Annotated in this window: 23 protein-coding genes; 6 read left to right on the top strand and 17 right to left on the bottom strand. The window is 51.0% G+C overall.

Features of this window, described 5'->3' with window-relative positions; genetic code table 11:
• Positions 1-14: 14 nt before the first annotated feature.
• The 15 genes from minC to HNQ57_RS03160 all read right to left on the bottom strand — a co-directional run bounded on the left by minC (position 15) and on the right by HNQ57_RS03160 (position 13,164).
• Positions 15-845: a septum site-determining protein MinC gene (gene minC / locus HNQ57_RS03230; protein ID WP_184461195.1), complete on the bottom strand. Its 831-nt coding sequence runs from the start codon at positions 843-845 to the stop codon at positions 15-17.
• A gap of 195 nt (positions 846-1,040) precedes the next feature.
• The gene (locus tag HNQ57_RS03225; protein WP_184461194.1) at positions 1,041-1,721 is read right to left on the bottom strand and encodes a Fe2+-dependent dioxygenase; all 681 of its coding nucleotides are present in this window, start codon (positions 1,719-1,721) and stop codon (positions 1,041-1,043) included.
• Between the two features lie 8 nt (positions 1,722-1,729).
• Entirely contained in the window at positions 1,730-2,833 is a 1,104-nt protein-coding gene (locus tag HNQ57_RS03220) for an alpha-hydroxy acid oxidase (protein ID WP_184461193.1), read from the bottom strand.
• Between the two features lie 64 nt (positions 2,834-2,897).
• Positions 2,898-5,240: a TonB-dependent receptor gene (locus tag HNQ57_RS03215; RefSeq protein ID WP_184461192.1), complete on the bottom strand. Its 2,343-nt coding sequence runs from the start codon at positions 5,238-5,240 to the stop codon at positions 2,898-2,900.
• A 2-nt stretch (positions 5,241-5,242) separates the two neighbouring features.
• Positions 5,243-6,034 carry an energy transducer TonB gene (locus HNQ57_RS03210; RefSeq protein ID WP_184461191.1) on the bottom strand — a complete coding sequence of 264 codons (792 nt, stop codon included), beginning with the start codon at positions 6,032-6,034 and terminating at the stop codon, positions 5,243-5,245.
• Positions 6,034-6,462: an ExbD/TolR family protein gene (locus HNQ57_RS03205; protein WP_184461190.1), complete on the bottom strand. Its 429-nt coding sequence runs from the start codon at positions 6,460-6,462 to the stop codon at positions 6,034-6,036. The genes HNQ57_RS03210 and HNQ57_RS03205 overlap by 1 nt, the downstream gene beginning before the upstream one ends.
• On the bottom strand, positions 6,455-6,895 hold the full coding sequence (locus tag HNQ57_RS03200) for an ExbD/TolR family protein (protein WP_184461189.1): 441 nt from the start codon (positions 6,893-6,895) through the stop codon (positions 6,455-6,457). Before HNQ57_RS03200 ends, HNQ57_RS03205 begins: the two co-directional genes overlap by 8 nt.
• Entirely contained in the window at positions 6,892-7,551 is a 660-nt protein-coding gene (locus HNQ57_RS03195) for a MotA/TolQ/ExbB proton channel family protein (protein WP_184461188.1), read from the bottom strand. The genes HNQ57_RS03200 and HNQ57_RS03195 overlap by 4 nt, the downstream gene beginning before the upstream one ends.
• A gap of 224 nt (positions 7,552-7,775) precedes the next feature.
• A complete protein-coding gene (locus HNQ57_RS03190; RefSeq protein WP_184461187.1) occupies positions 7,776-8,519 on the bottom strand; it encodes a 4'-phosphopantetheinyl transferase family protein in 744 nt (247 codons plus the stop codon).
• A gap of 4 nt (positions 8,520-8,523) precedes the next feature.
• The gene (gene arsH, locus HNQ57_RS03185; RefSeq protein WP_184461186.1) at positions 8,524-9,231 is read right to left on the bottom strand and encodes an arsenical resistance protein ArsH; all 708 of its coding nucleotides are present in this window, start codon (positions 9,229-9,231) and stop codon (positions 8,524-8,526) included.
• An 87-nt stretch (positions 9,232-9,318) separates the two neighbouring features.
• A complete protein-coding gene (locus tag HNQ57_RS03180) occupies positions 9,319-10,032 on the bottom strand; it encodes a cupredoxin domain-containing protein (RefSeq protein ID WP_184461185.1) in 714 nt (237 codons plus the stop codon).
• Between the two features lie 34 nt (positions 10,033-10,066).
• Positions 10,067-10,963 carry a PepSY domain-containing protein gene (locus tag HNQ57_RS03175; RefSeq protein WP_184461184.1) on the bottom strand — a complete coding sequence of 299 codons (897 nt, stop codon included), beginning with the start codon at positions 10,961-10,963 and terminating at the stop codon, positions 10,067-10,069.
• 23 nt (positions 10,964-10,986) lie between these two features.
• A complete protein-coding gene (locus HNQ57_RS03170; protein ID WP_184461183.1) occupies positions 10,987-11,589 on the bottom strand; it encodes an FMN-binding protein in 603 nt (200 codons plus the stop codon).
• A 22-nt stretch (positions 11,590-11,611) separates the two neighbouring features.
• Positions 11,612-12,073: a group I truncated hemoglobin gene (locus HNQ57_RS03165; RefSeq protein WP_184461182.1), complete on the bottom strand. Its 462-nt coding sequence runs from the start codon at positions 12,071-12,073 to the stop codon at positions 11,612-11,614.
• Positions 12,074-12,114: 41 nt separating this feature from the next.
• The gene (locus HNQ57_RS03160) at positions 12,115-13,164 is read right to left on the bottom strand and encodes a DUF3034 family protein (RefSeq protein WP_184461181.1); all 1,050 of its coding nucleotides are present in this window, start codon (positions 13,162-13,164) and stop codon (positions 12,115-12,117) included.
• 201 nt (positions 13,165-13,365) lie between these two features.
• Between HNQ57_RS03160 and HNQ57_RS18005 the strand changes: the two genes are divergently transcribed.
• On the top strand, positions 13,366-13,494 hold the full coding sequence (locus HNQ57_RS18005; protein WP_264299218.1) for a hypothetical protein: 129 nt from the start codon (positions 13,366-13,368) through the stop codon (positions 13,492-13,494).
• 550 nt (positions 13,495-14,044) lie between these two features.
• On the opposite strand, the gene HNQ57_RS03155 is transcribed toward HNQ57_RS18005, so the two are convergent.
• Positions 14,045-15,091, bottom strand: a complete 1,047-nt coding sequence (locus HNQ57_RS03155) for a DUF7802 domain-containing protein (RefSeq protein ID WP_184461180.1) — start codon at positions 15,089-15,091, stop codon at positions 14,045-14,047.
• 27 nt (positions 15,092-15,118) lie between these two features.
• Positions 15,119-15,931 carry a sterol desaturase family protein gene (locus HNQ57_RS03150; RefSeq protein WP_184461179.1) on the bottom strand — a complete coding sequence of 271 codons (813 nt, stop codon included), beginning with the start codon at positions 15,929-15,931 and terminating at the stop codon, positions 15,119-15,121.
• 159 nt (positions 15,932-16,090) lie between these two features.
• Between HNQ57_RS03150 and HNQ57_RS03145 the strand changes: the two genes are divergently transcribed.
• The 5 genes from HNQ57_RS03145 (at position 16,091) to HNQ57_RS03125 (ending at position 21,552) form a co-directional block, all read left to right on the top strand.
• A complete protein-coding gene (locus HNQ57_RS03145) occupies positions 16,091-16,750 on the top strand; it encodes a TetR/AcrR family transcriptional regulator (RefSeq protein ID WP_184461178.1) in 660 nt (219 codons plus the stop codon).
• 34 nt (positions 16,751-16,784) lie between these two features.
• Complete coding sequence (locus HNQ57_RS03140) at positions 16,785-17,804, top strand: DUF2804 domain-containing protein (protein WP_184461177.1); 1,020 nt, start codon at positions 16,785-16,787, stop codon at positions 17,802-17,804.
• Positions 17,805-18,050: 246 nt separating this feature from the next.
• Positions 18,051-19,907 carry a S8 family serine peptidase gene (locus tag HNQ57_RS03135; protein ID WP_221301562.1) on the top strand — a complete coding sequence of 619 codons (1,857 nt, stop codon included), beginning with the start codon at positions 18,051-18,053 and terminating at the stop codon, positions 19,905-19,907.
• Positions 19,908-20,008: 101 nt separating this feature from the next.
• Positions 20,009-20,239, top strand: coding sequence for a hypothetical protein (locus tag HNQ57_RS03130; RefSeq protein WP_184461176.1), 231 nt, complete (start codon positions 20,009-20,011; stop codon positions 20,237-20,239).
• 635 nt (positions 20,240-20,874) lie between these two features.
• The gene (locus HNQ57_RS03125; RefSeq protein WP_184461175.1) at positions 20,875-21,552 is read left to right on the top strand and encodes a c-type cytochrome; all 678 of its coding nucleotides are present in this window, start codon (positions 20,875-20,877) and stop codon (positions 21,550-21,552) included.
• Positions 21,553-21,566: the final 14 nt, after the last annotated feature.

The following is a 21,566-nucleotide window of genomic DNA, read 5'->3' as shown; positions in this document are numbered from 1 at the left end:
TAAGTGGTTTGGCATTAAACGAGTGGCGTAATGCACAGTGATTGCTCGTCTCGGCCAATTTGGACCGCGGTTTTCCAGTGTTCGTTGCGTAAATCTTCATCTACCTTGAAGGTGCCAGCAATGGAAACCAGCTCGGCCTCCAGACTTTGACAGAAAATTCGCGCACTAAGATCGCCTTTTACGCCCGCTAGGGCGCGGCCGCGCAGGGCGCCATAAACATGTATATTGCCGTCGGCCAGTACCTCGGCACCCGCTGACACCGCCGCCATAATAATCAGGTCGCCGCCGGGGGCGTAAACCTGCTGGCCAGAGCGGATTGGCGTGGTAATGATTTTACTGGGGTTGCGGTTGATTTCAACGTGGCTAGAAGGGCTTAATTCCAATTGCATTGATGCCGAGGGGGCTGGTTCGGGCGCACTCGCTTCGGCGCTGCCTGTCTCAGCCTGTTCATCGGGCTCGGTCTGCGTCTCAGCTAGTGGTGCTGGCGCCGGTTTGACCCGGGTCGCGGGCATAATCGCTAAGTTTAAGGCCCGGGCCTGTTGCGTTAAGCTTTCGACTCCGCTGCGCAGCGCTACTGGTAATAGCCCTTGGCTGCGGCATATGGCTAGAATATCAGCCAGGGGCAGGGTGCTTAACTCGCCGATAAAATCATCAAAACTTAGCACCACAGGGGTTTGCTTGAAAAAACCCGGCGCGGCGGCCGCCTTGTCGCGCAGTTGCTGCTCTAAATCTACCGCGTCAAAGCGGCTAATTTCCAAAAGTGTGAGGGGGAATAAACCACCCTTCAATCGGAAGGTGGCGGTGACGGCTGAACTATCGCTGGCTTTCGGCTTTAAACGTGGCAATCTGCTTTCCTAGGTGTGGCTAAACCCCCAGCACGCACGACGCGTATTGGAGTGGGCTATGGGTAATCAAAATTTCAGCCTCTTAGAGTAAGGCATCGCCACGATTGTTCAACTGTTTTTATGGGTTTAGCACCGACTTGTCGGTACTTCGCTGATTTTACGCGTGATTCAGTATAGCGGCACCTAGAAAATCACTTAGGCGTAGGCCCACTCCCGTAATAAATTATGGTACAGCGCAGATAAGCGCCGCACCTCCTCGTCGCCACTTCCCAGCTTTAGCGTTAAAGCTTGAATACTCTGATCTAGCTCAAATAGTTGCTGTCTGTGCTGGTGGCTGCGAATTAGGCTTTGCACCCAGAAAAAGGCTGCTAAGCGCTGCCCCTTAGGCACCGGCTTAACCTCGTGTAAGCAGTTGGCGGGGTAGAGGATCATATCGCCGGCGTCGAGTTTAATTTCTTGCAGGCAGCCGCCTATTTCAACGCAGAGCTCGCCGCCCTCGTAGTCCTGGGCTTGAGACAGAAATACGGTGGCCGACAGGTCGCTGCGCAGGTTGTTGCCGTCGGCGCAGCGCATAATCGCGCTGTCGATATGCTGGCCGTAGTGGCCGCCGTTTTGGTAGCAATTAAATTTGGGCGGGTAAATTTTGTCGGGCAGCGCCGCGCTGATGAACAGCGGGTGCTGGCTTAATCTAGCGCTGAGGCTTGTTACTAAGCTGCGGGCTTCGGTACTTGTGTCATCTACCTGCAAATTGGTTTTGAGTGGCGCGGCAAGTTGGCCAGCGCTCAGGGCGCCGTCACGCCAGTTGGCCCCGTCGAGTGTTTGGCGAAAGTGCGCTAACTCGCTGGCGCTGAGAAAATTATTGATAACAGTGAGCATATTGATCCTCAGCGGGGCGTAAAAATACAGTCGCGATTAATATCGGCGATGTGCGGGCAGCCGCACAGTGCCATGGTGATTTCGAGCTCTTCTTTTAGTAAACGTAACATGTGGGCAACGCCCAAGGCACCGGCAACCGCCAAGGCAAAGGCTTGGGGGCGGCCAATGAGTACCGCGTTGGCACCCAGGGCAATGGCTTTAATAATGTCGCTGCCGCGGCGAATTCCGCTGTCTAATAAAATCGGGAAGTCAGCGCCCAGCGCATCGCGAATGGCGGGCAGGGCGTCGATGCTGGCGGGCAGGCCATCGAGGCAGCGGCCGCCATGATTGGACACAATAATAGCGTCCATGCCCATGTCGGCGAGTTGCACGGCGTCGTCGGGGTTGATTACGCCTTTAATAATTATTGGCAGGGTGGTCTGTTTTTTTAACCAGGCGAGGTCTTGCCATTGGGGCGCTGGTGCCATGAGCTGCTGGAGAATCGAATTTTGGCCTTTTAACGTTGGTGCTGGCGTGCCTTGGCTTGGCGAAATATTTACCGCCTCTATCTCTGGCGGTATTTGGAAGCCCGCGCGCTGGGCGCGATTGCGCAGGCCGCTCAGTGGCGCGTCTACGGTGACGACGATCGCCGAATAGCCAGCGGCTTCCACGCGGGCTAAGAGCGCCGAGGTATCCCTGCGCTGGGGCTGAAAATACAGTTGAAACCATTTTGGCGCGTCGGTTTGCGCGGCAATGTCTTCGAGGCTGGCGGTGGCCAGTGTGCTGACGATCATGGCGGTGTCCATGGCATCGGCTGCTATTGCCGTGGCGAGTTCGCCACTGGCGTGGCAGAGCTGTTGATAGCCCAGTGGCGCCAGTAAAAAGGGGTGGGCCAAGTCGTGGCCGAGCAAGGTGGTCTGGGTTGACGCGGTGCTGAAGCTGCGCAGCAAGCGCGGTTTTAATTCAATATTGGCAAAGGCGCTGCGATTGCGATTGAGGGTGTACTCATCGGCGGCACCGGCAGCTATGTATTCGTAAATATCGTGGGCGAGAAAGTCTTTAGCGTAACGCTGGTAGTCATCGAGGCAGACAATATCTGCGGGGATATTTTGCAAGGGCGGGGTGTATTTCATCACTGTATTCCGTAATGGATAAACGCGCTGTGCTCATATTCTATGAGCACAGCGCAGGGCGAGCTTAGAACTCGTAGTCCACGCTGAGGTGGGCGTTGCGGGCTTCGCCAATATAGGTAAAGGCACCGCTGCGATAAGCGGCTAGGTAGTAGTCTTCATCGGTGACGTTGCCAATATTTACCCGCGCCTTAAGCTGCTCGCTAAACTGGTAGCTGGCAAAGGCGTCGAACACGGTATAGCTAGGCACTTCATAAGAGTACTCACCCGTTGCACTGCTGAAGCCTGCGGCTGAGTCTGGCTGGCCAGCGTAGAGTTCGCTGGAGTAGGTCAGTGTGCCGCCAAAGGAAAATTTGGGGCTGGCTTGGTAGCGCAATTGCAGGAACACACTGTCGTCGGCGAAGTTGCTCAGCACCTTGCCTTCGGAGTCGGTATTATAAGATTCGAGAATTTCCGATTCCATAAAGCTGGCGCCGAACTGGGTGCTGAGTTTGCTGCTGATATTGCCAACCAACGAAAACTCAATGCCCTGCACCCTGTTTTTGCCGGTGTTCAAGGTGCCGAGGGTGGCGTAGTCGTCGCCGACACTTTCCATAACATCACTTTTGGTGATTTGAAAAATAGCAGCGGTGGCCAAGAGCTTGTCATTGAGAATATTCCACTTGGTGCCCAACTCGATATTGGCGGTCATTTCGGGTTCACTATTGGCGGCCTGTTCAGGGTCACCACACAAACCGCCGTAGCCACAGCTGCCGCCGACATCAGATTCCCCGCCGTTAATGTTGGCCGAGGTGCTGTACGTTAGGTAGACATTGGCGTCGTCATTAATTTGATACACTGCGCCAATATGGCCGTTCCACAGGGTGTCGGAATATTTGAAGTTTAATATGGTGCCGCGGCTATTAACGGTATTGTCGTAGTCGAAATCATCCAAGCGAATACCCGTAAACAAAGACCAGTCTTCACTCAGTTCAATGGTGTCCATCAACGACAGCGAGATGGTTTCAATATTGTAGTCTGAGTCTTGCTCGCCCTTAGTAATACTGCGACCCATGATGGTGTTTATATTACTCGGGGTATTGCCATTGGCATCGGTGGTGCAATAGCCGGGACCAGCGCCGCCACGACCGCTGACAATACAATTGCTGGTGCCGTTGTTGTTGACGTTGTACACGCCGTTAACGACATTGTGTTTAGAAAGCTCGACGCCAAAGACCAGCTGGTTTTTCTTGCCAGCAATATCCATGTCGGTAAAGAAATTAAACTGGTTAACAACGTATTCTACTTCTTGCCAACCTTGATGGGTGCTAAGCGACGCGGTTGCCGCGCCGGGAGCGTCGGGGTCGGTGGCGTCGCGATTGGTGCCCCGCGCACCGGTGGTTACGTAGCCGTTGTCGGTGGTGCCGTAGCGCAGGGCGTTTTCAATACGGCTGCTATCGTTAATTTCGTATTTGGCGCGCAGTGTGGCAACGCTGACCGTCGACTTGAGAAAATCCTGTTCTTGTAAATAGACGGGGAAATCATCAACCGGTTTGCCGCCACCAGAAACGATGTAGGTACCTAAATCTGGGCTGTCTTGCGCATTGAGGTAATAGACATCGCCGAGTAATTGCAGTTTTTCTGTGGCTTTAAATAGCCCGGACACGGCAAAGCCGCGACGGCTTTTATCCGCTGGTTCACGGTCGGGAACGTCTTTAAAGGAATAGAGCAAGTTGACGCGCAGCGCGATGTCGTCGCTAACAGAGTTATTGCTGTCGAGACTAAGGCGCTGGTAATTATCTGTGCCGATACCGCCGCTCACTTTATTGAAGTCGTACTCGGTGCTCGCCTGTTTGGTAATGCTATTTACCGCGCCGCCGGTAGAACCACGGCCAGCAAAAGTGGAGCTTGGTCCCTTGGTGATTTCGACTTGCTCGGTGGCAAAGCTTTCGCGAGTGGTCATGCCGGGGTCGCTAAGACCGTCGACAAACACATCGCTACGGGCTTCGTGGCCGCGAATAATATAGCGGTCGCCAAAGGCGTTGCCGTTTTCACCGGTGCCAAGGGTAATACCAGGCTGAGCAGCTAATACATCACGCAAATCAGATTTGCCCGATTCTTGAATCTGGGTTTGGGTCAGCACATTGATGGTTTGTGGGGTGTCGGCCAGCTCTTTTACATGGCGACTATCGCCAGAAATCTTGGCTTTATAGGGCGCACCCGCTTCGGCGTAGGGGTTGGTGTCAACGGTGCGCTCCTCTATTTTAAGGGTGTCGAGCACAAAGGCATCTTCGTTCTGGGCAAAGCTGACGCTGCCCATTAATAGTGTGGGAATACCCAGTGCGATAGCGCTTGCGCTAGTCTTGAAGCGTGTCGGCGCTAGCCCGGATGACCTTAGGCTTGTGGGTTTAAGTTTAGCGTTCCTGTTCATGTTTAATCCTCATGGAAGTCATTGGTGATAAGGGAGTACTCAATAGGTATAACGAGATGGATCTCTTCTTTTTTTATACTTGCAGGTAGTGGCGGCAGCGGTGAGGCGTCGGCGAGCATTTGCAGCGCCGCGTCGTCGAGGGCGCCATGGCCAGAACTGGTTTTAATTGATGCGGCAAAAATTTCACCGCTGCGGCGGATGCCGAATTTAAGTGTCACCACGCCTTGGTTTTTGCGTTTTTTAAGCTCAGGCGGGTAGGTTTTGTAATGACTGAGCTGCGCCATGACTTGACTAAAATAGTGGCTGCTGTCTCCTTTCTTGCCGCCGGCGCTGCGTTGCATGCCCGAGCCACTGGCGCGAACCATGGCGTTTGTTGAGGTGTCGGCACTCGTGTTTTGGTGAGCTGTAGCCTCAGGCTTAGCCGTTTCTGCCTTGGCTTGGCGGCTTGCTGAAGGGTCGACGGCGCTTTGATAACCGTGTATTGCCGCCTCGGCTTTAACTTGCGGCTTGGTCGGCGGTTTAGCTGGTGCGGGTTTGGGTTTTAATTTAGGCGCTGGCTGATGTTTAGGCTTGGGCGCTGGGCTAGGCTCGGGCACGACCTCACTCTGCGCGATGTGTTTGGCGACGTCGGCATAAGAACCACTCATGCCGAGGCCAATTTCTAATCCGTCTCTGCCCTCGGCATCGGCGCCGATAAGCGGTGTTGGGCGCGGCGACTGCTCGGCGAGGTAAAGCAGCGAGGCGTGTACGCCAACTGCAAATACAAAGGCAATAATCCATGGCAGCAGGCGCATTAGTCTCGGCCACCGTTGCGGGTGTGCAAGTTAATGCTGAGCTGCGGGTAGTTTGCCATCGCGCCTAGCGCGAGGTGTAATTGCGCCGCGCTCAGGTTTTGATCCGCGTACAGCGAAACCTTTGTTGGCTCGGCGCTTGGCAGCTGATTAAAGTATTCGCTCAGAGCCTGTGGGCTGATAGCGTGCGATGTAGCCCCTGTTTGATTAAGAAATATTTCGCCTTGCTGGTTAATAATGATTTTGATGGCTTGGCTATTCTCGACCTTGCTCTGGCTGCTACTGGGCAGCTGCACCGCGCCACTTTGCGCGGTTTTAAATTGCCCCGCGACCATGAAAAAAATCAGCAGTAAAAAAACAATATTAATTAAGGGGATTAAATTTTCGTCGCCGCTAATTTTCTTTGCCGCGGGCAAAAGGTTTCTATTCATCGCGCTTGCTCGCCTCGGGTAGCGGCTCGCCCAAACTGACGTGCATAAAACCGTTGGACTTTAATTGCTCGAACAGAATAACAATGTCCTGTACGCGCAATTCAGCGGCGGGTAACAGGTTTACACCTTGATCTTTACTGGCAAGTGTATTGAGCTCAGCCAAACTACTGAGGGCGGTCAGCGAGTTATTGAAATAGGCAAAACTGCCATCCTTGTAAGCTAATAGTAATTGCGGCGCGGTGGAGCTGCTTGGCGCTGCAACGCCCTGCGATTTTTTAAGGCCGATGCTTTGCTCTTTGCTGAAGGTGGATGTCAGCATAAAAAACATTAATAAAATAAACACCACATCAATTAAAGCGGTGAGGCTAATATTATTTTTACGTCGCGCAGTGCTTAGCGCTGGCGCGCTTGCTAAAGAGAGTACTGCGCTCACGCCAGTTCACTCGCATCTTTGGCTGTCGAGTGAATTGCGCTTTTCGTTTGGCTATTCAGCGTAAAGGCGTACTCGATGGTATTTTGAATAGATTGGGTCTGGCGTTCAGTGCAGCGCTCTAGCCAGCTGTGCAATACCGAAATCGGAATTGCCACTATCAAGCCAGCGGCAGTGGTAAGCAGTGCCTGCCAAATACCGCCAGATAGAATCGCGGGATTAACTTGCTCTCCGGCGGTCTCCATCGCGCGGAAGGCTTCGATCATGCCCAGTACCGTGCCGAGAAGGCCAAGCAGCGGGGCGAGGGTGGCGATCACCTCTAACATGCGGAGATGGCTGCTGAGCTGCTCGGCTTGTAGACGCGCACCGCGGTAAGCTTCATCGCGGGCTTGCGGGAGGTTGAGGTATTTGTTGCTAAACAGTTGTAGGCAGCGGCTCAGCGCCTTGGCGCTGGGGTTTTGGTGGCCATTGATTAGCATTAAGGCCTCGGGCTTCCGGCCTTCTTCGAGTAGCTTAAACGCCCGTGCGGCGGCGTCGTCATTGAGCTTTAGTTGGCCAAATAGCTGCCATACTTTATAGCTGGCAACGGTTAGCCCGAGGAGTGAAAAAAGAGACAGCAACCAAATAACGGGGCCGCCGGTGAAAAGAAGTTGCAACATAGTAGGCTCAAAGTATATTTAATGGTAATCGTAATGAGAACGGTTATCATTAAGATATAAAAAGAGGCTGCTGTCAATCGTATGCGGAACATTTATGTAATTAGGCTGGCGTGGGTGAGCGAGCCCGGCGCCTGACGTGGTGCAGAAATCCTGTTCACGGTCGGGGCTAAGCAGTGACGTATTGTTTGCGACTTAATATAGGCGGCACTTAACTTTGCGGGGGGTTATTGTGCTTGGGTGCTAAGTTGCTCGGGACTGAGTTGCACATAGCTTAGCGCGCGATTGCTGTCGATGCGGTAATAAACTCTGAGGGAATGCTTGATACCAATTGGTTTTGCTAGCTGTGCGGAGAAGTTAAATTCCAAGTATTGCTGCTCAGAATTTATTGCGCAGAGCTTGGCGGCGCTAAAGCCGAAGAATTTTCTGATAAAAGGGTAGAGCGCTTTATAAATACTCTCTTTGGCTGAGAAGCACAGGCTTAGCCCGTAGTTCAGCTCGACGCTTGAGCCGGTGATGATGTCGAACTCGTTGCTGTCGAGAATTTTGGGCCAAAGTTTTTCGGCTTTGGCTGGACTGAGGATCTCTTGGCAATCTATGCCAATCGCGCTCAATTCGCTACTGGGGGCAAGGGCGCAGACGGCAAAATTGTCGGTGTGGCTAATGCTGCCAATAAACCCTGCGGGCCACTGGGGGCAACGTTTGTCGTCGGCGAGCAGGTCAAAATGTTCCACACCGTAATGATGTAGCGCCAGAGCGGCAAGATAGCGGCCGCAAAAATATTCGGCCTTGCGCTTGTCGCTGGCGCGGCTGATTGCGGCGGGTAAGTGGATAGCGGCGTCGCTAAAGAATACCTCGTCAAATTGATCAAGTTTGAATGTCCCTGACATTAAAACAGCGGGATTAAGGCGCTGGTCTACAGGGTCTATACAGATAAATTCTGTGAGTGCCTTTTGCGGCGTTTTGCTCATGGCCTTAACTGCGCACACTAAGTCGCTGGCGCAGGGCTTCGGCAGACTCAACACGCTCGGAGTAACGGTCGACCAACATATCTTTTTTGTTCCTGAGTAGCAGCGTGAATTTCACTAGCTCTTCAATAACGTCGACGACCCGATTGTAATACGCCGAGGGCTTCATGCGGTCGTTATCGTCGAACTCTAGCCACGCTTTGGCTACTGAGGATTGGTTGGGAATGGTAAACATCCGCATCCAACGGCCTAATATGCGCATTTGATTGACCGCGTTAAAGGATTGAGAACCGCCGTTGACTTGCATTAGCGCCAAGGTTTTACCCTGCGTTGGCCGCACTGCGCCGATGCTAAGGGGAATCCAGTCGATTTGCGCTTTCATAATGCCAGTCATGGCGCCGTGGCGCTCTGGCGAGCACCACACCATGCCGTCGCACCATTGGGCGAGTTCGCGCAGCTCGACGACCTTAGGGTGGTCATCGCCGCTATCGTCAGGTAGGGGGAGCTGTGACGGATTATATATTTTGGCTTCGGCGCCATAATAATTCAGTAACCGCGCGCACTCTTGGGCGAGCAAACGGCTGAATGAGCGGCTGCGCAGTGAACCATAGAGGATTAAGATTTTTATTGGGCTGTCATCGCTGACTGCGTGTAATAATTGATCTGTGTTGATGGGGCTTAGGGCGTCGGGGTCGCAATTGACGATATCAGTCATAGTCTAGGGCAGCGTGGCAGCAATAAAGGCCTAAGTTTGCCCTAGCCGAGAAGGTGGATCAACCGCCGTGCTAATGACGGTGGGAATTTACTTTACGATAATTTTCCCCGACATTTTGTTGCCGTGAATGCCGCAGATATAAGGGTATTCGCCGGGCTCGTCGAAACGGTAGGAAAAACTCGCATCGTGACGCAATCGCGGGCTGCGAATATTACCAGCTTGAATAATGTGATTGGAGCCGTCGTGGTTATTCCAGGTGACCTCGGTACCGGCGGTTACCGTGAGTACCGCCGGGGAAAATCGCATGAAATCGACAATGGATACGGTATCTTTTCCCGCTGAAATGTCGTTTTGAACGACTTTGGGGCGCGGTGTTGAGATGGAAGCAGACGACATAGTAGACATAGACTTCTCCATGACAGGACGAGGCTTAGGGCTAGTTGGTGTCGATTGAGATGCATTTTTCGCGCCATCATCCGCGATGATGATCGTGCCTTTCATCGCTGGATGAATACCACATTGGTAATGGTATTCTCCCGCAGCCGAAAAGGTGTAATGGTACTCGCTGCCTTTTCTTAAGCGCGGGCTTTCGTGGCCGTCGATTAGAATACTGTGGCTGGAACTGTCGTTGTTGATCCATACAATTTCTTCGCCTGGTTGGCTAGTTATCGTATTGGGACCAAATGCGTAGCTTTGAATTTTTATCGCGCCGCCTCTGGCTGCCATCATATCTGAAGAAATTGCTGCACCAGCAAACATGATTAGCGCGGCTAATGACGTAAACAATAAATAGACTTTCACTTTTACCTCCACATCGACTCTTTTGAATCGGCAATTATTTTTTCTGACGAGCTTTGCGCATGCGATTGGTACGCCATGTCATCCAAATGCCACTAATCGATAATAAGACGGCGGCGGCGCCTACTAAGTTAATTAGGCTGGAGCCAATTGAGCCAAACAAGCGACCGCTGTGTAGGTCAATTAATACTTGCTCTAGGGCAACGGTAGGGTGGGCATAGGGCTCGACGTCGGATTTTGCATCTTCGTCGAGCTGGGTAAGTGACGACCAGGTTATGGCTTCGTTGTTTTCAAATTCCTGCCAACTTAATCCATCGGCGCTAATATAAGTCCCTTCACCTTGAAGAGCCAAAAATGACGTGTCTTGCTGTTCCACGCTGCCAATACCGCGAATATGGCCTACGGGGAGCATATAGCCGCTGAGTTCTTCAATGAGCACACCTGCGGGCGATAACAAGGTGAGCTTGTCATTGGTCGCAACAAACAAGAGTTCGTCGCCGTTGTTTTTGATATCGACAAATCCCAGCGGTGAGGGAATATGCCGGTCGAGGGCGATATCGTTTAAAACGGTATTTTCTGTCGTAGTAACCAGCCAGTGCCCAGCAGAAAAATAGCCGTTTTCCGGAATCGTGGTATGTAAGCCATAAAGCGACATTAGTGTGCTGGACCCGACGCGAATAGCGTCGAGTCCCATGCTGACGCTTTGATTAAGTAAAATACCACTGAAACCTAACCAGCCCATAAACACAAAGGCAAATATGCCTAGGCGTTGGTGCCACTGGCGCAATAGTAATGACGTATTGCGCTTTGCGGCGGCCGGTTTTTTCTGCGTAGACGAGACGGGTTTGATAGCAATTTTTTTAACCGTTGGTGTTTGTGAATCATTGTAGGTCGCCCCGTCTGCTTCGGCGCGAAGGGCATGTTGAGTGTTCATAGAGCCTCCCAGAAGGCCATTTATTAGTGACTTAAAGTATCTAAGGTGAGAGCGGTTCGTGCCATGCGTTCCATCATTTGTACTGAAAGAGTAGCGCCGGTAATATTGTCCACCTTATTGCTTAGCATGTTTCCGGATGCCTTTGCTCCTTTTAATTGGTTAAGGAAAGACGGTTCTGCAACTTGTTCGCCACGAGATTCTCGGTAGATGAGGACGCGAGCAGTCTCGATAGCGCCGTTGCTCACAGCAAATCCTGAAGTGGTCGGCACATAGCCCTCTTTACCTATATCATCAAAAACCCACACGGTTTTATTCGCGTCTTTCCAGTAGCGCACTCGCTGAGATGGAAAAGGGCGATTAAATACCGCACGTATCTCACTTTGTGCTTTGGCGTCTAAATTAAGCACAGTGGGTGCGGGCACCTGGTTGTTAAACATTTCGGCGAGAAAGACATCCGGTGTCTGAAATGTTTTATACAGTTCAAACGCTTTTGCATTTCCTGAATAGAGGCTGCTAATAATAAGAAAAAACAATAATAAAATTATTTTTTCTGCATCTAGTGGGCGCCGCGCAACGGCATCTGAAGTAGATGCCGTGCCGCCCATTTTTACAAATGGATTGAGCATGTGTTCTCCGTAGTGCGACTAATTAGCGAGTTACAATCACGCGTTCATACGGCGCCAGAGCAGCGATTAGCTGGTTGCAAGCTTCGTAGGTTACGGTGACTCTTTCACAAGCCAGATAAGCTGCTTCAACAACGGCATTGAATTGCGTTACGGTAATGCCAAGGTCGGCGTGGGCCGCTGCCATGCTGGCACCCTGGTACTCTACTGCACCACCTAATACAAGCTGTGTTAGCTGAGTGTTTAAATATATCTGACGCTCAATATTGCCGAACTCGCGGAAAACATGATTGATCCGGTTGTCCAGCATAATGTAGTAAAACAAACTTTCCACCCAGTTACGGACCCCTTCTTCGCCGCCCCATTGTTGAACAGCGTCGTCGTCAAGGCCTGGAAAAGTGTTTGTTTCTGCAGTTTGGGCATAGCTCGGCAGAGCGGCAGTGCCTGCCAGTATTGCAATGGCGATAGTGCGAAATATCGGTTTCATGATGCTCTCCTGAGATCGAGTAGACTTAGCTAATACGGTTTTTAGAAGCTGGCCTGAAGTGAAAGATAGAATCCGTGCTGGTCAGGGGTAATCGTGATGTCGCCAAGCATTGCGTAGGCGAATGTCATCGACAGATTTTTGTTTGGGAAGTAGGCAATAAAGGCATCAAACCAGTCACTTTCGTGCTGAGTTAATGTGCCTGAAAGATTGCTCATACCTAAACTGTCTAATGTTGGTTGCAGCTCAGTTAAATTTAGGCCGCCAATCTCGACACTTTCCCCTTCTAAATTGTCTCCGTGTTTGGCCCATTCAATACCAATAACGGTGTCTTTACGGAGCAGATAAGCAAGGGATATTTCAGGCCGAATTTCCTTGTCGTCGCCGCCGGGGCCGCCAAAGCCGACAAGACCGGTTTGGTTTGCCGCGGTGTAACGCGCGGTGATATTAATTAGCGTGTTAATAGGAAAGAATATTTTGGTCGCCGAAATATAGGCTTCCCAATCTTTTGCCTTTGCTGCTTTCAGCGTTTTTAAGAGATCTTCATTTTCGTTCTTTTTGTAGAAGCCACCGATGGCAATCTGTGGAATAAGATTGTCTGAATCGTAAATGGCTTCACCAAAAACGCGTACCTTGGCGCCGACAATGTCCATGTCAATTGTGGTGTTAAAGGGTTCTATACCGGTGTTGATTGGGGTGCCTGCTAATTGCCCAGAAGGACCGCCAGCAGTGTCGGCAATTAGGCCAACTGTGTCGAAAGTAGAGCCCGTTGTGAGTGAGCTTTTGGTATATGATAACTCGAAGCGATCCCAGAATCCGACCGCTGCGCCGACCGAGTGCAGGGTGTAGTTTGCCAGTGGCGCATAGGTGTAATGAAGGTTTCCGTTAATACCGTCACGGGTTGCATAACCAGTGATAGTTGCCCATGGAGTGATACCACCACCGCCTGCGCCGTCGATCATGCTAACGCCGCCGGTCGCGAGTACCTTGCCGGTATTAAACATTTCGGCCTGAGTTATATTGCTCGCAAGGATTGCGGCAACAAGGGCTGCGCTTTTATAAAGACGCAAGCCGTTTTTTTTTGCTTCTTCCATCTTGATGCTCCTAATCAATAGAAAACTACCGTGCTTGAGTAACGCGCCCCGCGTTTTGCAGAAATGTCTAGTAGTAGTATCGGTGCAGTGGATTTTTATAAGAAATTGCCTTTCGACAAGCACTTATACGCTCCAAATTGTTGCCGATCTAAAACACGCTATCCGTCTTCTTAAGGGTGCATTACACACTTAGCAATGGGTGTGCCAGATGCTAATGGTCATGTTTTTAGTGCTGCGGAAGAAATTTTGGTGCTTTTTTTTGGTGCGTATTTTTTTAGGGGAAGAAAAAATATTGCTATTAAAGAGGGCGGAAATTGGGGTTTAAATTAGCGACGATTTATTTTGGAACAATTTTTTAAGTTAATGAAAATTTTCGGGCATTTTTATTTTTTTATTATTGGAGCTGTTTTTTGAGTTTTTGAGGATGCATTAAAATGGTGATTTCCGGTATTGCACAAAAATGTGGCCATTTTATGACGTTGAATTTCTTGTGCTTGGCACAATTTGGGGCGAAATACTTATTTATGCCTGTTAATGGCCGTAATCAGTTGGTTTTATGTAAATGGCTGGGCGCCGTTAAGTGTGATGAGTGTCGCTATTTTGAAAATGAACGCGGGATACGCGCCATGGGGTGTTGGCGGCGAAGCGTAATTAAGTAGGGGTGGTGCCTCACTTATTCGCGCGCATATCGAAAAGTACGGTCCGTACTCGCGACCTATAGGCAGTGAGTGAATTAATGAAAGCGTGTGCTGCATGTTCTACTTTGCTGATTACTGCCGACGCCCACCGTCGACAGTAATATGTCAGTATCCCGCGTATTGACGCTGAACGCATTGGGCACTGTTAAAAATATATACCCTAATTAACAATACAGATGGCTTCATTTATCGGGCTTGTCGCTGGGGAGTGGGTGGCTAAAGAGTACGATAGCCGTCGACGCTATGATCGCAACCACCACGGCAATGGGATTGCCGATTGCCAAGCCCTCTTGAGTAAGCCCCGTTGGGTTCAGGGAGAAAAATAGGTCGAATTTGGCAATATACATATAAAGGTGGCCTGCTAAGTAGAGCAGGGGGAATAGTATAAGGACATTGTCGCGGGATTCTGTTGGGCGCCGGTAGTTGAACAGAAACACCAGGCCGGCAGCAAAGAACGCAAGCGCGTGAGTGAGGGAGGCGAGACCAAAGTTGGCGGCCCACGGCGCCATGTCCCACGGTGGCATATTCTTGGAAAAGATATTGTAGGGAATAAATAACACCGCGCCGAGGATGATCGTGGCGACGGGAATAGCGGTAATGCCGAGATAAATTGCGGTGGTCGACTTGCCTTGTTGCGGCCAGTCCCAGCAGATTTTGCGCGCCCAAAAAGCGAATGCACCGGTAAAGAGAAAGAACCAATGGTAGCTGGTTAGCGGCACACTACTGACATAGGGCCATGTTGTTGGATTGCTGCGATCCCAGATCCACCAGCCTAATTGTGGCCCTAGATTGTCGAAAATCAGATAACTTAGGCCAGCAAAAAAGCCAACGCTAATGGCCTCGACGCTAGGTTTAAAATTGTAGCGCCTAATGGTCATATAGGCGTGGTACATAAACGTTGGGTAGAACAACGCGATATAGAGGGGGAGGCGGTTGTAGAGGAACATCACCGTGAACTCACCGTGCCAAAAGTTTTCGACGGTGTAGTAAGAGATGATGTCCATTACTAAGCCATACATAAATGCCGCCACTAGGGTGTATAGCGCGGCGGGGCTAGCCGTCTTTTTGCTGTGACGAATGGCGTGGACGACGGTTAAGATGAAGCCAATCAGCAATATCGCTTCAATGGCGAGAAAGCTCCAATCTTTGAGTGCCGACGGCGGATTGAAGTAAATAAAGCTATTGGTCGCCAGCTCGTTCTGCATGGCGTAAGAAATATGTTCGTTCATAGTGCTCTCTTATTATGTGGCGTTGGCTCAGTATTTTAGTGCGGGCCCCATGGCGCGCTCACCCAATGCTTCAGGTTTACGCACAATGCCTTGGCCACCATTAAAGGTCAGCTCGTCGTAGTGATGTCCCTCGCGGCGAGCCGTGTCGTGAATGCGGTCAAACAAATTGCAGGTGAAGCCAAAGTTTACATGGAAGTATTTGTGGTGATCGTCGTGGAATCGATTGGAGCCATGCAGGGGAATGCGTGGAAACTTGATGCCGCAATGGTCCCAGTAGCCCAAAATAAACGTCATTGCTACTACGCTCATATACACCCCGATATGCATGGGGATGATAAAGGCGGGAAGCGCTATATAAGATGCATGAGCAATCCACTCTAGCGGGTGCATTGCCGAGATTGTCCAGAAGGTTGGTGTGCTATAGCGGTGGTGTATGTAGTGAAAGCGTTTGTAGAACCAGGGTAGGTGTCCACCAGCATGCATGTAATAGGCCGCCGCCTCTATAAATAGCCAGCACAAGAACAAGCTCAGCACCGTGTAGTCCCAACCGTGTTCGGCAAAGTCGAAGTACAGGCGGGACCAGCCGTGTTCAAATACGCCCCAGGCCAGTGTTGCCATCACAACGGTGGCAAGATTGTAGTTGAAAATCCCCAGCCACATTGCCTCGCGATCAAGGCGTTTTGCTAAAAATCGCTCGGGCTGAATTTTCCAGCGTTGGCTGTTGTCGCGGTTGCGCACGTAGTACCACCAGTGGACTATGCCGCCCAGCCCGATAAAGAGGGCGTTGCCGCCTATTAAGCCAATTAATAGGTACTGCCACATAGCCATGCCGAGTTGCATAGAGCGCTCCACCAGATTGACTGGTTTGTCGTAGGAATTAAGTTACATCAAAGTAAGTTATTTGAATGTAACTTAATGCAGTGCGCGGGTTTTGGCAAGTAAGTTACATTGATGTAATTTGTTGGGTATTATGTGGCTTTGAATTATCCTGCGAATATTATGGCGACTCCTAACAAGCCAGTTACTGCTAAGACTAAGCCTGCGACCCTGGTTGGTCGGCCTCGTGGCAGTAGTAAAGAAGACACCATTGCGCGGCTGCTTCCGGCGGCGCGGCAGTTGTTTGCTGAAAAAGGTTATGCGCAGACCACGTTTAAAGATGTTGGCGCCGCCATTGGTATTAGCCATGCGGCGCTATACAGTTATTTTCCCGCCAAGCTTGACCTGTATCTTGCGACATTGGCCGATACTCAGGCACTGCTACTGCCTCGCTATTTAGATGCCATCGCCAGCGGTGGGTCACTACGAGAGCAAATTGTTGGGGTGTTGCTGGCCTCTGCAGACGCCCATGATTGCGACAGCTCCATTACCGGCCTGTTGGCCGCTGTGCCCATTGAAATACGCCGCCATCCAGAATTAAATCAGGCCTTGAACGGCCAAAATAATGATGTGATGGACGCATTGAAGGGGATTTTTGCCGAGGCCAAACAAAGCGGCGAAATTCAGACTGAGGCGTCGCTGGATAATTTGGTAACGGCATTTCTCGGCGGAGGGGTTGGGGTGGCGTTGTTCCAGTATGGGCTGCAAAGTAGTGGTTCACTTCGCGAAGCGATGGACGTTTATGTGACGATGATCGAAGGCCTTATTTTCCGCGCCGAGTAGAGCGTATTTAAAATTATTTTTTAAGAGAATGTTTATGTCAGTAAAGTCGAGATTGATCAATAGTGCGGGTCAGCCTGAGTTCGGGCTTTTCCCGAGTGGCGTAAGCGAAATTAATTACCTCGACTACGACTTGCGCAGCCCTATGGATCGCAAACTAAGCGCGTGGTCTAAAAAGTTTAAATTTAATCAATTTCAATTTGTCGCCCTAGTGAGCCCAGAGTTAATAGTGGGTATTGCGATTGTTGATTTGAAACTCGTCAGCAATGCCTTTGTATACCTCTACCGACCTGCAGATGGCGCGTTTGAGGAATTTAGTTTTGTGCAGCCATTGGCGCTAAGCACATCGATAGGCCTGTACCCCAATAATAGTGAGGCCGTATTTAGGAAAGGCGGTAACTCGATATCTATCATCGCGGACGAAAGTGCAATGCAGCGCCGAGTTTGTGTTTCCTTGTCGGCGGGTGTCGAGATTGATGCTTTGATAGATGAGTCGCACTGCGCGCCTTTGGCGATGTGCTCGCGTGCGGGCTATCAGGGGTGGGTGTACACGCAAAAGACCGCAGCACTGCCTTGTTTGGGGCGCGTGACGTGGCAGGGAAAGACGCTTGATTTAGCGGCGTTGAATACGCTTGCTTCAGTCGACTGGACTGCGGGCTATATGCGAGGAGAAACTTTTTGGAATTGGGCCAGTCTGTCGGCAACCCTTGCCGATGGTCGGCGCTTAGGTTTGAATTTGGCGGCGGGTGTGAACGAAACCGGTTTTACAGAAAATGCCCTTTGGCTAGACGATCAGCTAATTAAGGTCGATACGGTGGACTTTCAGTTCTCTCGGTATCAACCCGAAAGTGAGTGGCGAGTTCGCTCCACAGATGGCATTGTCGACTTAAGTTTTGCGCCCGCAGGTCAGCGTAAAGAAAAGTTAAATGCCCTCTTGATCGCGTCCAATTTCACCCAGCACTTTGGTGTTTTCCAGGGCCAGATTCGTCTGGAGAATGAAGTGATAGAAATACAGGGCCAATGGGGCTTTGCCGAAGATCACTACGCTCGCTGGTAGAACGCTATTGTGCGATAGTTGTTTGCTGAGTAATAGTGACTGACGAGTGACTTGCGGCGCGAAATATTGTTTTTGACCCCGCTCTTTTTACTTGCTGAATTAGAGCTTGGTCACACTTCGGGCTATTACTCACTATAATCACTTTGGTTACACTGTCATTACGTTCTTATTTCGCTATAGTCGCCCTTGCTTTAGCCTCGACACTAGTCGGCAAAAATAATTAATCAGAAAGAGGATGACTCGCCAATGGGTATTAATCTAAATCGACAGCATTTAATGAGTGGCTTTATGCTTCTGTCGCTAGCTGCATGCGGTGGCGGTAGTGGTGTAGATGCACAGCAAGTTGTCAATGACGTGGTGGCCAATACCGGCGCTATCGAAGCCTCGGTTTCCGACGCGTTAAGTTCTGGCGAGTTAATTGATGGGCAGTACATTGTACTACTCAATAAGTTAGATGTTGCGGGCGTAGTTCCGGCGCCGCTAGATGAAGTGATTTCGAGCTTGCTGGGCAGTGTTGACGGTAATTTGTTGACGACATTTCAGTACACTTTGCGTGGCTTTGTGGCTGAGCTAAGCCCCGAGGCGGCAGCCTTGTTGGCGCAAAATCCGCTGGTGAAATTAGTCGAGCAAGATCGCACAGTGGCAATCGCTACAACTCAAAATGGCGCGACCTGGGGCCTAGATCGCGTTGATCAGCCAAGCCTGCCCCTCGATGGCAGCTACCAATACAATGGCAATGGCAGCGGCGCACATATTTATATTGTTGACACGGGTATGCGTAAATCACATAGCGAGTTTAGCGGTCGGGTTGGCAATGGTCGTAACTTTGTTTCTAGTGGTGTGTTGTTTGGCAGCACTGACCCTGCGAATACCGAAGACTGTAACGGTCACGGCAGTCACGTAGCGGGAACGACAGCGGGCACAACCTGGGGTGTGGCCAAGGGCGCAACCCTGCACCCGGTACGGGTACTCGATTGCAATGGTTCGGGCAGTAATTCTGGCGTTATTGCCGGTATCGACTGGGTAGCGGGAAATCATATTAAACCCGCTGTTGCGAATATGAGCTTGGGCGGTGGTAATAGCGAGGCCTTAGATACCGCTGTGCGCGCCGCGATAAGTGCGGGTGTGACTTTTGTGGTTGCCGCTGGCAATGACAATACTGATGCCTGTACTGGCTCGCCAAACCGTGTTGCAGAAGCTGTTACGGTGGGTTCTACCAGTTCAAATGATGCGCGGTCTTCGTTTTCAAACAAAGGCAGTTGCGTTGATATTTTTGCGCCTGGCTCGGCAATTACCTCGTCGTGGTATCAGAGCGATACCGACACCAACACCATCAGTGGTACCTCGATGGCCGCGCCTCATGTCGCTGGCGCTGCAGCATTACTATTAGCGCAAAACCCGTCGGCAAGTCCCGCGTCAGTATTTGCGAGCTTAATAAGCGACGGCGTTAACGGCAAGCTGAGTGGTCTCGGTGCGGGATCACCGAATTTGCTGCTACAGGTCGCAGCCGGTGGTGGCGGCACACCTACTGATTTCCCGCCGAATGCAGCCTTCACGTATAGCTGTAGTGATCTGGCGTGTAGCTTTGACGGCGCTGGCTCAACCGACGATAACGGTATTACCCAGTATCAGTGGGCTTTTGGTGACGGCAGCGTTGCTAGTGGCGTTACCGCTAGCCATAACTACGGCGCAGCAGGGAGCTATAGCGTTACGCTCACTGTTAACGACAGCGCGGCCCAGCAAAACAGCGTAAGCCAAAATGTGGTAGTTGATCTGCCGGGTTCCGGGCCTTGCCCAGAGTGCGAGCAAACCAGTGGCACCTTGGCTTCGGGGGCACAGGCTTACACTCCTAACAGCAGCGGTTTTAGTAGCAATGGCGGACAATTTCGTGGCTTCTTACAGGGGCCTGCAGGCACTGATTTTGATCTCTATCTCGAAAAGCGCGGTGGCTTTTTAGTACAAAGCTGGTCGGTTGTCGCCAGTGGCGAAACCGCGAGTTCTGACGAAACAGTAAGTTACTCGGGCAATTCAGGCACCTACCGCTGGCGGGTAAAGTCGTATAGCGGGGCGGGGGAGTATATTTTGTATACCGATAATCCCTAAGCGAGTTCTTCTATAAATAAAAACGGGCGCTAATAGCGCCCGTTTTTATTTATAACTAATAAGGTGTGCCGATTAATTTACTATGCAGACACCGTTTTTGCATGGGAGCTGAGAACGCTAGTTTGGTGTTCATCTGCCAGCCAAAAATAAACACAGGGCAGTACCAGCAAAGTGAACAAGGCGCCAATAATCATGCCGGCGACCAAAATAATGCCGATGCTAGTTCGTGCCTAATTGGCAAGCGCTATAACCAATATGCCGTTCTTGGCGAGGAGTCCAGCAAGGGAGATGAAGCCAATCTGGGAGTAGATGTTGATGCTGGTCTAGCTTAAACGTGTGAGGGTTGCCTTGGAAATGTGAACTACTCCGCCAATTCTGAAATTTATGAAGGGGGGTAGATGCGATGTCGGCGCTATATATGCTTATTTGCGCATTGCTGGTCCACTGCGCTGTTGTTATAAAATCGTGGAGTAGAAGCGCTAATATAGGGCATCTACTTGGTGGCCTAGAGAGTCTTATTTCAGTGCTTGCACCAAGATGAAAACAAGTGTGGTTTCGACTGCGCAGGCCTAGAAAAATCGTCGGTTTTGAAGGCGTCCTCGGCGCGTTGGTGCTTTTGTTGTGTGCTAATTTGGATCGTTTCTCCCTGTGCCTAGACGGGTGGCCCTCAGCTGGGGCGTGGCGGGATTACTCATTTGGGGCAATTGCGTATTAGTCGCCAAAATAGCTGAAATTCCATAAATGGCGATGAAATCACCAGTTTTACGCCGGAAATTACCCCATTTGACGTATTGATGACGGTGTAAACATAGGCTAGTCTGAATTAATTCACACTTATCATAGCTTGAATATTAGGGTGCTAATGCGCTGTCGGCGGATGCGCGCTATAAGTCTCATTGCCGTGGCCGGTCGTTAAGGTCGAGTATCGATTGTATTCGGAGTTTAGGTCTTCCAAGGAAAATAGAGCATGAAATTAGCCATTTTACTTATGAGTCTTGCCTTAGTGGCGTGTAGTAGCGACCAAGCACCCAGTGCGAATAGTGAGCAGGCGGCGAGTGCCGCAGTCACGGCGCTGCAGAACAGCAGTTCGGCCTCAGGAAAAGAATTGTACTCGGCTTGCGTGGCCTGCCATGGTGTTAATGGTGAGGGCAATAAAGCACTCAGTGCACCGTCTTTAACTAATCAGCAGAGCTGGTATCTGGAGCGTCAGCTCCTCGGCTTCCGCTCTGGTTTGCGGGGCAGTCATCCCGATGACGCCTTTGGCGCGCAAATGCAGGCCATCGCCAAAACCCTGCCAAATGAGGCAGCGGTAAGATCTGTGGTCGCTTATATTGCCGATTTTAAAGCGAAGGTGGCCCCGGCAAGCTTGGAAGGTAATGCTAAGCGTGGTGCGGATTACTACTCGAACCTTTGCGGTGCCTGCCATGGGCCTGCTGCAGAAGGTAATGAAAAATTGCAGGCACCTGCACTGGCGGGGGTGGACGACTGGTATTTACTGCAACAGTTCGACCACTTTAGCAAAGGGATTCGCGGTAGCGATGAGTCTGATCGCTATGGCTACCAGATGTATATGATGGGTAAAACTCTGCCCGATGCCGACGTTGCCAAAGATGTAGTGGTGTATATTCAGAGCCTGGCCGACTAAGTGGGGCCAGTGCT

The sequence above is a fragment of the Zhongshania antarctica genome (genome assembly GCF_014202945.1).
Taxonomy (GTDB): domain Bacteria; phylum Pseudomonadota; class Gammaproteobacteria; order Pseudomonadales; family Spongiibacteraceae; genus Spongiibacter; species Spongiibacter antarcticus.
The sequence above is the reverse complement of the archived record's forward strand: the minus strand, read 5'-3'. Positions and strand labels throughout refer to the sequence as shown.

Coding starts and splice junctions, on each gene's coding strand:
- HNQ57_RS03225 (WP_184461194.1), bottom strand. CDS start 1,721: ATGCTCACTGTTATCAATAATTTTCTCAGCGCCAGCGAGTTAGCGCAC.
- HNQ57_RS03220 (WP_184461193.1), bottom strand. CDS start 2,833: ATGAAATACACCCCGCCCTTGCAAAATATCCCCGCAGATATTGTCTGC.
- HNQ57_RS03215 (WP_184461192.1), bottom strand. CDS start 5,240: ATGAACAGGAACGCTAAACTTAAACCCACAAGCCTAAGGTCATCCGGG.
- HNQ57_RS03210 (WP_184461191.1), bottom strand. CDS start 6,034: ATGCGCCTGCTGCCATGGATTATTGCCTTTGTATTTGCAGTTGGCGTA.
- HNQ57_RS03205 (WP_184461190.1), bottom strand. CDS start 6,462: ATGAATAGAAACCTTTTGCCCGCGGCAAAGAAAATTAGCGGCGACGAA.
- HNQ57_RS03195 (WP_184461188.1), bottom strand. CDS start 7,551: ATGTTGCAACTTCTTTTCACCGGCGGCCCCGTTATTTGGTTGCTGTCT.
- HNQ57_RS03190 (WP_184461187.1), bottom strand. CDS start 8,519: ATGAGCAAAACGCCGCAAAAGGCACTCACAGAATTTATCTGTATAGAC.
- arsH (WP_184461186.1), bottom strand. CDS start 9,231: ATGACTGATATCGTCAATTGCGACCCCGACGCCCTAAGCCCCATCAAC.
- HNQ57_RS03175 (WP_184461184.1), bottom strand. CDS start 10,963: ATGAACACTCAACATGCCCTTCGCGCCGAAGCAGACGGGGCGACCTAC.
- HNQ57_RS03170 (WP_184461183.1), bottom strand. CDS start 11,589: ATGCTCAATCCATTTGTAAAAATGGGCGGCACGGCATCTACTTCAGAT.
- HNQ57_RS03165 (WP_184461182.1), bottom strand. CDS start 12,073: ATGAAACCGATATTTCGCACTATCGCCATTGCAATACTGGCAGGCACT.
- HNQ57_RS03160 (WP_184461181.1), bottom strand. CDS start 13,164: ATGGAAGAAGCAAAAAAAAACGGCTTGCGTCTTTATAAAAGCGCAGCC.
- HNQ57_RS03155 (WP_184461180.1), bottom strand. CDS start 15,091: ATGAACGAACATATTTCTTACGCCATGCAGAACGAGCTGGCGACCAAT.
- HNQ57_RS03150 (WP_184461179.1), bottom strand. CDS start 15,931: ATGCAACTCGGCATGGCTATGTGGCAGTACCTATTAATTGGCTTAATA.
- HNQ57_RS03145 (WP_184461178.1), top strand. CDS start 16,091: ATGGCGACTCCTAACAAGCCAGTTACTGCTAAGACTAAGCCTGCGACC.
- HNQ57_RS03140 (WP_184461177.1), top strand. CDS start 16,785: ATGTCAGTAAAGTCGAGATTGATCAATAGTGCGGGTCAGCCTGAGTTC.
- HNQ57_RS03135 (WP_221301562.1), top strand. CDS start 18,051: ATGGGTATTAATCTAAATCGACAGCATTTAATGAGTGGCTTTATGCTT.
- HNQ57_RS03130 (WP_184461176.1), top strand. CDS start 20,009: ATGGGAGCTGAGAACGCTAGTTTGGTGTTCATCTGCCAGCCAAAAATA.
- HNQ57_RS03125 (WP_184461175.1), top strand. CDS start 20,875: ATGAAATTAGCCATTTTACTTATGAGTCTTGCCTTAGTGGCGTGTAGT.